The sequence below is a fragment of the Cellulomonas sp. CW35 genome (genome assembly GCF_052378485.1).
Taxonomy (GTDB): domain Bacteria; phylum Actinomycetota; class Actinomycetes; order Actinomycetales; family Cellulomonadaceae; genus Cellulomonas; species Cellulomonas uda.
Genome location: NZ_CP199000.1, coordinates 1687242 through 1698567, shown reverse-complemented (window position 1 = coordinate 1698567; position 11326 = coordinate 1687242). Strand labels below are relative to the sequence as shown.

Annotated in this window: 9 protein-coding genes; 4 read left to right on the top strand and 5 right to left on the bottom strand. The window is 74.0% G+C overall.

The window, feature by feature from the left end:
- Window positions 1-33: 33 nt before the first annotated feature.
- A complete protein-coding gene (locus ACT17Q_RS07820) occupies window positions 34-309 on the top strand; it encodes a hypothetical protein (RefSeq protein ID WP_444665299.1) in 276 nt (91 codons plus the stop codon).
- Between the two features lie 102 nt (window positions 310-411).
- Here ACT17Q_RS07820 and aspS read toward each other — a convergent pair whose 3' ends face one another.
- The 4 genes from aspS to ACT17Q_RS07800 form a co-directional block, all read right to left on the bottom strand.
- Window positions 412-2196 carry an aspartate--tRNA ligase gene (aspS, locus tag ACT17Q_RS07815; RefSeq protein ID WP_444665298.1) on the bottom strand — a complete coding sequence of 595 codons (1785 nt, stop codon included), beginning with the start codon at window positions 2194-2196 and terminating at the stop codon, window positions 412-414.
- 121 nt (window positions 2197-2317) lie between these two features.
- Complete coding sequence (locus tag ACT17Q_RS07810) at window positions 2318-3346, bottom strand: Rv2578c family radical SAM protein (RefSeq protein WP_444665297.1); 1029 nt, start codon at window positions 3344-3346, stop codon at window positions 2318-2320.
- Between the two features lie 91 nt (window positions 3347-3437).
- Window positions 3438-4817 (bottom strand): histidine--tRNA ligase, encoded by a 1380-nt coding sequence (hisS, locus tag ACT17Q_RS07805; protein WP_444665296.1) that lies wholly within the window; start codon window positions 4815-4817, stop codon window positions 3438-3440.
- 44 nt (window positions 4818-4861) lie between these two features.
- Window positions 4862-5590, bottom strand: a complete 729-nt coding sequence (locus ACT17Q_RS07800; RefSeq protein ID WP_444665295.1) for an MBL fold metallo-hydrolase — start codon at window positions 5588-5590, stop codon at window positions 4862-4864.
- 207 nt (window positions 5591-5797) lie between these two features.
- On the opposite strand from ACT17Q_RS07800, the gene ACT17Q_RS07795 reads away from it, so the two are divergent.
- From ACT17Q_RS07795 to ACT17Q_RS07785, 3 genes are all read left to right on the top strand, one after another.
- Window positions 5798-6589 (top strand): peptidylprolyl isomerase, encoded by a 792-nt coding sequence (locus ACT17Q_RS07795; protein WP_444665294.1) that lies wholly within the window; start codon window positions 5798-5800, stop codon window positions 6587-6589.
- On the top strand, window positions 6586-8235 hold the full coding sequence (locus tag ACT17Q_RS07790) for a DUF349 domain-containing protein (RefSeq protein WP_094180105.1): 1650 nt from the start codon (window positions 6586-6588) through the stop codon (window positions 8233-8235). The genes ACT17Q_RS07795 and ACT17Q_RS07790 overlap by 4 nt, the downstream gene beginning before the upstream one ends.
- 61 nt (window positions 8236-8296) lie before the next feature.
- Window positions 8297-8935, top strand: coding sequence for a hypothetical protein (locus ACT17Q_RS07785; protein WP_444665293.1), 639 nt, complete (start codon window positions 8297-8299; stop codon window positions 8933-8935).
- On the opposite strand, the gene ACT17Q_RS07780 is transcribed toward ACT17Q_RS07785, so the two are convergent.
- A complete protein-coding gene (locus ACT17Q_RS07780) occupies window positions 8893-11280 on the bottom strand; it encodes a RelA/SpoT family protein (RefSeq protein ID WP_244937662.1) in 2388 nt (795 codons plus the stop codon). The two genes, ACT17Q_RS07785 and ACT17Q_RS07780, sit on opposite strands and share 43 nt — an antisense overlap.
- Window positions 11281-11326: the final 46 nt, after the last annotated feature.

Below are 11326 nucleotides of genomic sequence, written 5' to 3'. Positions count from 1 at the left end.
ACCGCGCGCAGGCTCGCCGACGGCGATCGTCGCGTGGACGGCCGCGTCCCCGTCGCCGGGTTCGTCGTCCTCATGGCCTACGTGCGCTACGTCGTGTCGGGTGCGTCCAGCCCCGAGTCGGGCGACGCGCTCTCGTGGTTCACCGCGCTGCTGTCGACACCAGCACTCGCCGCCGCCTGCTGGTGGAGCACCCGCCGCGCGCTGCGTGCTGCACGCCGACCGCCGCCACCGACCGTACCCGCGGTCGAGCCACCCACCCGGCACGCCTCGTTCTCCGACGACGCCGGGCCGCCCCCGACCCGGTGGTGAGGAGGCTGCACGGGGCGCTGGAGGGCGCCGGACGGTCACCACGACGACGACGGGGCCCGGCCGTCGTCGACGGACCGGGCCCCGTCGTCCAGGGCGCGCGGCTCAGGCGGACGGCTCGGCCACCTGGGCGGCCGCCTTCGGCTTCGCGTCGACGCCCGCCTCACGGCGCTGCTCGGGCGTGATGGGCGCAGGCGCCTGCGTCAGCGGGTCGTAGCCGCCACCCGACTTCGGGAACGCGATGACCTCGCGGATCGACTCCGAGGCGGTGAGCAGCGCGACGATGCGGTCCCAGCCGAACGCGATCCCGCCGTGCGGCGGGGCGCCGAACTGGAACGCGTCGAGCAGGAAGCCGAACTTCTCCTGCGCCTCGTCCGGGCCGATGCCCATGACCTCGAAGACGCGCTGCTGCACGTCGCGGCGGTGGATACGGATCGACCCGCCGCCGATCTCGTTGCCGTTGCAGACGATGTCGTACGCGTACGCGAGTGCCTGGCCCGGGTCCTGCTCGAACGTGTCGATCCACTCGGGCGTGGGCGACGTGAACGCGTGGTGCACCGCGGTCCAGGCGCCCCCGCCGACCGCGACGTCGTCGTCCTCGCCCGTGGGCTTGAACAGCGGCGCGTCGACGACCCACACGAACGACCACTGCGACTCGTCGATCAGCCCGCCGCGGCGGCCGATCTCGAGCCGCGCGGCACCGAGCAGCGCGCGGGCCTCGGACTGCTTGCCCGCCGCGAAGAAGATCGCGTCACCGGGCTGCGCCCCCGTGGCCGCCGCGAGCCCGGCGCGCTCGTCGTCGGTGATGTTCTTGGCGACCGGCCCGCCGAGCTCGCCGTTCTCGCCGACCGTCACGTACGCGAGGCCCTTGGCGCCGCGCTGCTTGGCCCACTCCTGCCACGCGTCGAACCCGCGGCGCGGCGTCGCGGCACCACCCGGCTGGACGACGGCGCCCACGTACGGCGCCTGGAACACCCGGAACGGGGTGTCGCGGAAGTACTCCGTGAGCTCGGTGAGCTCGAGACCGAAGCGCAGGTCCGGCTTGTCGGTCCCGTACTTCTCCATCGCCTCGGCGAACGTCATCCGGCGGATCGGCGTCGGGATCTCGACGTCGACCAGGCGCCACAGCGCGACCAGCACCTCCTCGGCCAGCGCGATCACGTCGTCCTGCTCGACGAAGCTCATCTCGACGTCGAGCTGCGTGAACTCGGGCTGCCGGTCGGCGCGGAAGTCCTCGTCGCGGTAGCAGCGGGCGATCTGGTAGTAGCGCTCCATGCCGGCGACCATGAGGAGCTGCTTGAACAGCTGCGGCGACTGCGGCAGCGCGTACCAGCTGCCGGGCGACAGGCGCGCGGGCACCAGGAAGTCACGTGCACCCTCGGGGGTCGAGCGCGTGAGCGTGGGCGTCTCGATCTCGACGAACTCGTGCGCGTCGAGCACGGCGCGAGCGGCACGGTTGGCCTGGGCGCGCAGGCGCAGGGCGCGCGCGGGAGCGGGGCGACGCAGGTCGAGGTAGCGGTGCTTGAGCCGCGCCTCCTCGCCCACCTGCTCGTCGAGCGACGACGAGACCTGGAACGGCAGCGGCGCGGACTCGTTGAGGACGACGACCTCGGTCGCGACGACCTCGACCTCACCCGTCGCGAGGTTCGCGTTCTCGTTCCCCTCGGGCCGACGGCCGACCTCACCCGTGACCTGCAGGACGTACTCCGAGCGCAGACCGTGCGCCACGGCCTCGTCCCGGATCACGACCTGGGCGATGCCCGACGCGTCCCGCAGGTCCACGAAGGCGACGCCGCCGTGATCGCGCCGGCGGTCCACCCAGCCCGTGAGGGTGACGGTGGAGCCGATGTGCTCGGCCCGCAGCGAGCCGGCGGTGTGGGTGCGCAGCACGGAAGGTCCTTCGGTTCAGGGATCGGGGTCTGCGGCCCCCTGGGGGGCCCCGACGATCATAGTTGCGCGCGACGCCCCGGCCCGCCTGGATATTCGCGGCCGGCACCCGCGGCTCGTGCGGTCAGAACAGGCTGGGCTGCACCTGGGCGGCGGCGTCGTGCGCGAGCGCCTCGCGACGCCTCCAGCGGGGACCGCCTGCGGCCTGACCGTCGGGACGGTCGAGTCCGTGGCGGGCCAGCAGGGGGGCCACCCGCCGCGCGAGCCACTGCCGGTACTCCCGGTGCGCGTACGACCCGTCCCCGTACACCCGCCGGTACGCCGCGACGAGGTCGGGACGCTCGCGCTCGAGCCACGCGGTGAACCACTCGCGCGCGCCGGGCCGCAGGTGCAGCGGCAGGACGGTCGCGCGCTGCGCACCGGCCTGCGCGACCTGCGCGAAGATGCGGTCGAGGTGGTCGGTCGAGTCCGTGAGCCACGGCAGCACCGGGGCGACCATGACGTGCACGGGCAGCCCCGCGTCGCGGATCGCGCGCACGAGGTCGAGCCGGGCGCGCGCGGTCGGCGTGCCGGGCTCGAGTCGCTGCTGCAGCTCGTCGTCCAGGACCGCGACGGACACCGCGAGCGACACGGGGACGTCCGCGTCCGCGAGCAGGGGCAGGTCACGGCGCAGGAGCGTGCCCTTCGTGAGGATCGAGAACGGCGTACCCGAACCGACCAGCGCGTCAATGACGCCCGGCATGAGGCGGTAGCGACCCTCGGCCCGCTGGTACGGGTCGGTGTTGGTGCCCAGCGCGACGTGCTCGCGGGTCCACGAGGGCCGCTGGAGCTCGGCGTGCAGGACGTCGGCCACGTTCGTCTTGACGACGATCTGCGTGTCGAAGTCCTCGCCCGCGTCGAGGTCCAGGTACCGGTGGGTGCCCCGCGCGAAGCAGTACACGCACCGGTGCAGGCAGCCGCGCATCGGGTTCACGGTCCACCGGAACGGGACCTGCGACGCGGCGGGCACGTGCGACAGCGCCGTCCGCGCGTGGATCTCGTGGAACGTGACGCCCGCGAACTCGGGCGTGCGGACCGTCCGCACGAGTCCCGCGAGCTCCAGCCCGGGGAGCACGTCGGCGTCGTGCTCGAGCTTCTGACCGTCCCACCGCACGCATCGATTCGAACACACGTACGCATGCCGATCAAGACCAGACGGTCACGTCCGGTCGGTCACGGGCGGGCGACGGCCGGTGCGGGGGCGCTCAGTCCTGCGCCGACGCGGCGACCACGCGCGGGAGCAGGTCCTCCGCGGGCGGCGACCACGTCGCGGCGTCCGCCGGCACCTGCTCGCCCGAGCGGATGTCCTTGACCTCGTCCGCGGTCCCTCCCGCTTCGGCGGGCCCGGGGAACCACACGAAGGGGATCCCCCGGCGGTCCGCGTGGCGGATCTGCTTGCCGAACTTCGCAGCCGACGGCGCGACCTCGACTGGGATGCCCCGCTCGCGCAGCGCGGAGGCGACCGCGTCCGACCGGTGCCGGTCCTCCTCTGTGGCGACCGCGACGAGCACCGCGGACGGCACCGCACGCGTGGCGCGCACGAGACCGGCCCCCAGCAGGCGCGACACCAGCCGCGAGACGCCGATCGACAGGCCGACACCCGGGTACGTCGTCGCCCCGTCGGACGCGAGCGTGTCGTAGCGGCCCCCCGAGCAGATCGAACCGAGCTGCTCGTGCCCGACGAGCACCGTCTCGTAGACGGAGCCCGTGTAGTAGTCGAGCCCGCGCGCGATCTTCAGGTCGGCGACGACGACGCCGGGGGCTCGGTCCTGTGCCGCGCGCACCAGCTGCCCGAGCTCGCCCAGACCCTCGTCGAGCAACTCGTGCTGCGCGCCCACCTCGACGGCGAGCTCGCGCACCCGGTCGACGACGTCCTCGTCGGTCCCGCTGATCCCGGCGAGCCTCAGGCACGCACGCGCCTGGTCCTCGCCGGCACCCGTCTCCGCGACCAGCAGCCCGGCCACCGCGTCCGCGCCGATCTTGTCGAGCTTGTCGATGCTGCGCAGGACGCCCTCGACGTCCGTCAGACCGATCCCGCGGTAGAACCCCTCGGCGACCTTGCGGTTGTTCACGAGGATGCGCACGGGCGGCAGCCCGATCTCCCGCAGCGCGGTGAGCGCCTCCGCCATCACGAGCGGGAGCTCCACCTCGTAGTGGTACGGCAGCGACCCCGCGCCGACGACGTCGATGTCGGCCTGCACGAACTCGCGGAACCGGCCGTCCTGCGGCCGCTCGCCGCGCCACACCTTCTGGATCTGGTAGCGGCGGAACGGGAACGCCAGGTGGCCGGCGTTCTCCAGCACGTACCGCGCGAACGGCACGGTGAGGTCGAAGTGCAGGCCGAGCTGGCCCGCGCGCTCCGGCGCCGCGTCGGGCTCCTCCTGGAGCCGGCGCAGCACGTACACCTCCTTGGACGTCTCGCCCTTGCGCAGCAGCTGGTCGAGCGGCTCGACCGCCCGCGTCTCGATGCCCGCGAACCCGTGCAGCTCGAACGTGCGCCGCAGGACGTCGAGCACGTGCTGCTCCACGATGCGCCCCTCGGGCAGCCACTCGGGGAATCCGGACAGGGGTGTCGGTCGCGCCATGCCCCGATCCTCCCAGACGCGCGCACCCGCTCGGCGCGGTGCGGTCAGCGCGCCGCGAGGAACGGGTTGGTCGCCAGCTCCCGACGCATCTCGCTCGTCGGGCCGTGCCCCGGCACGACCTGCGTCGCCGGGTCGAGGCGCGCGACGACGTCCCGCAGCGTGCGGGTCATGACCGCCGGGTCGCCGCCCGGCAGGTCGGTGCGCCCGACGGTCCCCGCGAACAGCACGTCGCCCGTGAACGCGAGGCCGTCGACGAGGTAGAGCGTGGAGCCCTCGGTGTGGCCGGGCGCGTGCCGGGCCACGACGGCGATCGACCCGAGCTCGAGCCGCACGTCCTGGTCGCGCTCCCCCGCGTCGTCGGGGGCCGCACCGTGCGGCGTGCCGAACGTCCGCAGGTCGTCCGGACGCTCGAACGCCGCCGGGTCGGCCCCGACCGCGGCCAGGGCCTGCGCGAGCGGGCCGGCCGGGTCGTGCGACGCTCCCCCGAGCACGCCGAGCGTGCCGAACGGGTCCGCGAGCCGGTAGGCGTCGCGCGCGTGGACGTGCACGGCGACGCCGAGCCGCCGTGCGAGCGGTCCGGCGTCCCACACATGGTCCGCGTGGCCGTGGGTGACGAGCACACCCTGCGGGGCGAGGCCCCGCTCCTCGACGAGCGACGTGACCGCGTCGGCGACGAGCGCACCCGCGTCCACGACGACGCACGCACCGTCGTCCGCGACGAGCACGCTCGTGCGGGCACCGAACACCGGGGACAGGACCGTCAGGAGCTCCACGAGAGGCAGGCTAGACGCCCCGCGGACGGCCGGGCGACGCGCGCCGCGGGCGCCGGGACCACCGCGTGTCACCCGGACGCCGTCCCAGCGCGCGGCGTGCGGATCGCACACCCCTGTCACCTGCCTAGACTGTCCGGGGTTCCACTGTGCGACGGTGCGGGAGACGTCCGCTCGTACGGTGCATCGACAGTCACGCGAGGAGTGCGGGTGTCCAACAAGCGGGTGTCCAACAAGCGCGAGCGCGAGTACGAGCGCCGCCGGTTCGAGAAGTGGCAGGCACGGCAGGCCGAGGCCAAGGCGCGCCAGCGCCGCCAGCGCATCGTCGCGGGGGCGGTCGTGGGGGCCCTGGTCGTCGTGATCGGCGTCGTCGCCGCGGTCGTCGCCGGTGGGTCCGACGACACCGCCGGGTCGCCGACCGATCCGGTCTCGCCGGCCACCGCGGGCGCACCGACCGGCGAGCCGACGAACTCCGACCTCGTCCCCGCCCCGGCGCTCGCCGAGGACCGCACGTGGACCGGCGAGATCACGCTCGGCCAGGGCGCGCTCGGCATCAGCCTCGACGGCGCCGCGGCACCCCAGGCGGTCGCCAACTTCGTGACGCTCGCGCAGGACGGGTTCTTCGACGGCACGAAGTGCCACCGCCTCACCACGGACGGCATCTACGTCCTGCAGTGCGGCGACCCCGAGGGCACCGGCATGGGCGGACCCGGGTACTCGTGGGGTCCGGTCGAGAACGCCCCCGCCGACGAGCAGTACCCCGCGGGCACCATCGCCATGGCGCGGCAGAGCGGCAACGGCAGCTCGATGGGCTCGCAGTTCTTCATCGTCTACGACGACAGCAGGATCCCGTCCGACGGGGCGGGTGGCTACACCGTGTTCGGCAAGGTGACGTCCGGTCTGGACGTCGTCACGGCCATCGCCGACGCGGGCACTGCGGACGGGTCGACCGACGGCTCTCCCGTGTCCGACGTCATCATCAAGGGAGTGAAGATCCAGTGACGCAGACCCCGGACCAGTCGGCCCCGAGCACGGCCGACGCCGCCGCCGAGCAGGTCGAGACGCCGCAGCAGGACGCTCCCGAAGCCGAGACGCACGTGGACGCGACGCCCGAGCCCGCCGAGGTCGTCGACGCGCCGGCCGACGAGGCGGCATCCGACGAGGCACCCGTCACCGAGGCGGCGCCCACCGACGACACCCCTGTCGAGCCCGCAGCCGACGAGACCGCCGCTCCGGAGGCCGGCGCCGCTCCGGCTCCGACGCCGCGGCCCACGCCGGCCTCGGTCAAGCCCAGCGCCCGTCCGCTCCCCCGGCCCCCGGTCGCGACGCCCGCCGCCCCCGCGGCGGCCGGCCCGGCCGTCGCACCGGTGCCTCCGGTCGATGCCGCCGAGGCCGCGCACGCCGCGACGTTCGGCTCGGTCGACGCGGAGGGCACCGTGACGGTGCGCGAGGCGTCGGGTGAGCGCGTCGTGGGCCAGTTCCCGGGCGCGACGGCGCAGGAGGCGCTCGCGCTGTACGTGCGCCGATTCCTCGACCTGCAGGCGAAGGTCGCGCTGTTCGAGGCGCGCCTGGGGGCGACGGACCTGTCGGTCAAGGAGATCGACCAGACGCTCGCCAAGCTCACGGAGGAGACCGCCGAGCCGGCCGCGGTGGGCGACCTCGACGGGCTGCGCGCGCGTCTCGACGCGTTGCGCGGCGTCGCCGCCGAGCGCCGCGCCCAGGCCGAGGCCGAGCGCCAGGCCGCCCGCGCGGCGGCGGTGGAGGCCCGCACGGCGATCGTCGAGCAGGCCGAGCGGATCGCCGCCACCGACCCCGGCCGCATCCAGTGGCGCCCCGCGGGTGAGCAGCTGCGGGCGCTCCTCGACCAGTGGAAGGACGCGCAGCGTTCCGGCCCGAGGCTGGACCGGCCGACCGAGGAGGCGCTGTGGAAGCGGTTCAGCCACGCGCGCACCACGTTCGACCGTGAGCGTCGGCACTTCTTCGCGCAGCTCGAGCAGTCGAACGCGCAGGCGAAGGCCGCCAAGGAGCGCCTCGTCGACGAGGCCGAGCGGCTGCAGTCGAGCACCGACTGGGGCGCGACCGCGGGTGCCTTCCGCGACCTCATGACGCAGTGGAAGAGCGCGGGCCGCGCGAGCCGTGCCGACGACGACGCGCTGTGGGCGCGGTTCCGCGCGGCGCAGGACGCGTTCTTCGCGGCCCGTGACGCGCAGAACGCGGCGACCGACGCGGAGTTCCGGGCGAACCTCGAGGTCAAGGAGGCCATCCTCGTCGAGGCCGAGGCACTGCTCCCCGTGACGGACCTCGGCGCGGCGAAGGCGGCGATCCGCGGCATCCAGGACCGCTGGGAGGCCGCGGGCAAGGTGCCGCGTGCCGACATCCAGCGCGTCGAGGGACGGCTGCGGGCGGTCGAGACCGCGATCCGCGAGGCGGAGCAGAAGCAGTGGACGCGGTCCAACCCTGAGACGCGCGCCCGTGCCGAGGGCGCGGCCGCGCAGCTCGAGCAGGCGATCGCGGGCCTCGAGGCCGACCTGGAGAAGGCGAAGGCCGCCAAGGACCAGCGCCGCATCGACGAGGCGCAGGCCGCGCTCGACGCGCGTCGGGCCTGGCTCGAGCAGGTGCAGCGCGCCGCGCAGGACGCGCGCGGCTGACCGGTCGCGTCTGTCCACAGGCGCGCGCACGCCGCCGGAGGGCGTCGGGCATCCTCACGGGATGGCCGACGCCCTCTCGCTCCTTCCCGCCCCGTGCGTCCTCCCGCGCCTCGTGCGCCGCGGCGACCTGCCGCCCGGGGAGTGGGTGGGCATGCAGCTCGACGGCGTGCTCGTCGCGCTGACCGACGACGTCGCCGTCACCACCGAGCGTCCGCCCGAGCCGGACGACCGCGCGCAGGCGCTCGCACCGGCGCTCCCCCGGCACGGCGTGCTCGGCCGGGACGCCGCTGCCTGGGTGCACGCGGGGGGTCGGGCCCCGGCCCGGGCGTGCGTCCTGGTGCCGGTCGGCGTGCGACGGCCGGACGCGCGGCCGGACCGCGCGAGCGCGGAGACCGTCTTCGCGCAGGGCGACGTCGTCCTCGTCGCGGGAGTCCCCGTCACCTCACCCGTGCGGACCGGCGCGGACGTCGCGCGCTGGGTGGAGGGTGCCGCGGCCGTCGAGCGGCTCGTGGCGCTCGCCTCGTGCGGGGTGGACCTGCAGGAGGTGCGTGCGCGCCTCGCCGCCATGACGGGGCGCCGGCACGTGCGACGCGCCTTCGGCGCACTCGAGGACGCGAGCGAGCGGGTCGCGTCCCTCGGCGTGGCGCGCGGCGAACCTCAGCGCAGCGCGTCGTCGGGCCGGGCCCCGGTGATGCGGTAGACGTCGAACACGCCCTCGATCTTGCGCACCGCCGCGAGGACCGACGCGAGGTGCGAGGGCTCGGCCATCTCGAACACGAACCGCGACATCGCCACCCGGTCGCGCGACGTCGAGACCGACGCCGACAGGATGTTGACGTGGTGGTCCGACAGGACCCGTGTGACGTCCGAGAGCAGCCGCGCCCGGTCGAGCGCCTCGACCTGGATCTGCACCAGGAACAGCGACGACGAGGTGTGGCTCCACTCGACGTCGAGCATGCGCTCGGGCTGCTGGCGGAGCTGCTCGACGTTGATGCAGTCGGCACGGTGCACGCTCACGCCCGCGCCACGCGTCACGAACCCCACGATGTCGTCGCCCGGCACAGGGGTGCAGCACTTCGCGAGCTTGACCCATACGTCGTCGACGCCACGGACCACGACACCGGGGTCGCCCGTGCGCACACGCCGCGCGGTCGGGCCGGGGCGCGCGGTCTCGGCGAGGTCCTCCTCGGCGCCCGTCTCCCCGCCGAGCGCCTGCACGAGGCGCTGCACGACGGTCGACGCGGCGACCTGGCCCTCGCCGACGGCGGCGTAGAGCGCGGAGACGTCCGCGAACCGCATCTCGGACGCGAGGGCGACGAGGGACTCGTGCGAGAGCAGGCGCTGCATGGGCAGGTTCTGCTTGCGCATCGCCTTGGCGATCGAGTCCTTGCCGTGCTCGATGGCCTCCTCGCGGCGCTCCTTGGAGAACCACTGGCGGATCTTGTTGCGGGCACGCGGGCTCTTGACGAAGCCCAGCCAGTCGCGGCTCGGGCCGGCGGTCTCGGACTTCGAGGTGAAGACGTCGACGACGTCGCCGTTCTCGAGCGTGGAGTCCAGCGGGACGAGCCGCCCGTTGACGCGCGCGCCCATCGTGCGGTGCCCGACCTCGGTGTGCACCGCGTACGCGAAGTCGACGGGCGTCGAGCCTTGCGGCAGGGCGATCACGTCACCCTTCGGCGTGAACACGTACACCTCGGAGCCGGCGATCTCGAACCGCAGCGAGTCGAGGAACTCGGTCGGGTCGGCCGTCTCGCGCTGCCAGTCGACGAGCTGGCGCAGCCACGCCATGTCACCGCCGCCGGGCGCCTCGGTCTGCGTGCCGCCGTTGCTCTTCGCGTTCTCCTTGTACTTCCAGTGCGCGGCGACGCCGTACTCCGCGCGCCGGTGCATGTCGTGCGTGCGGATCTGGATCTCGACGGGCTTGCCGCCCGGCCCGATCACCGTGGTGTGCAGCGACTGGTACAGGTTGAACTTGGGCATCGCGATGTAGTCCTTGAACCGGCCGGGGACCGGGTTCCACCGCGCGTGCAGCGCGCCGAGCGCCGCGTAGCAGTCACGGACCGTGTCGACCAGGACGCGCACGCCCACCAGGTCGTAGATGTCGGCGAAGTCGCGGCCGCGCACGATCATCTTCTGGTAGATCGAGTAGTAGTGCTTCGGCCGGCCCGTCACGGTCGCCTTGATCTTCGCGGCGCGCAGGTCCGCGCCGACCTGGTCCCGCACGACCGCCAGGTACTCCTCGCGTGCGGGCGCGCGCTCGGCGACGAGGTGCACGATCTCGTCGTAGACCTTCGGGTAGAGCGTCGCGAACGACAGGTCCTCGAGCTCCCACTTGATCGTGTTCATGCCGAGCCGGTGCGCGAGCGGCGCGTAGATCTCGAGCGTCTCGCGCGCCTTCTTCTCGGCCGACGCGGCGGGCACGAACTTCCAGGTCCGCGCGTTGTGGAGGCGGTCGGCGAGCTTGATGACCAGGACGCGGATGTCGTGGGCCATCGCGACGACCATCTTGCGGACCGTCTCCGCCTGCGCCGCGTCGCCATAGGTGACCTTGTCGAGCTTCGTCACGCCGTCGACGAGCATCGCGACCTCGGGGCCGAACTCGCGCCGCAGCTGCTCGAGGGAGTACTCGGTGTCCTCGACCGTGTCGTGCAGCAGGGCCGCGACGAGCGTGGACGGGGTCATGCCGAGCTCGGCGAGGATCGTCGCGACAGCGACCGGGTGCGTGATGTACGGGTCGCCGCTCTTGCGGAGCTGGCCGCGGTGCGCGCGCTCGGCCACGACGTACGCACGCTCGACGGTGCCGAGGTCGGCCTTCGGGTGGTTCGCTCGCGCGGCCTGCAGGACGGGCTCGAGCGCGGGGTACGCGGGACCCCGGGTCCCGCCGAACCGGGTCAGACGCGCGCGCACCCGCGACGCCGACGAGCCGGACTGCTCGCCGGTCGCTGGCGCCGACCCGGTGGGCTGGGCCGCGGCTGACGGCGACCGATCGCCCGTGGCGGGCGCGACGAGGTCCTCGGCCACCCGGTCTCCCTCCGTGCTGCTCACGCTGGATCGCACGAGTCTACGTCCGCACGACGGGTCGTCCGCGCGC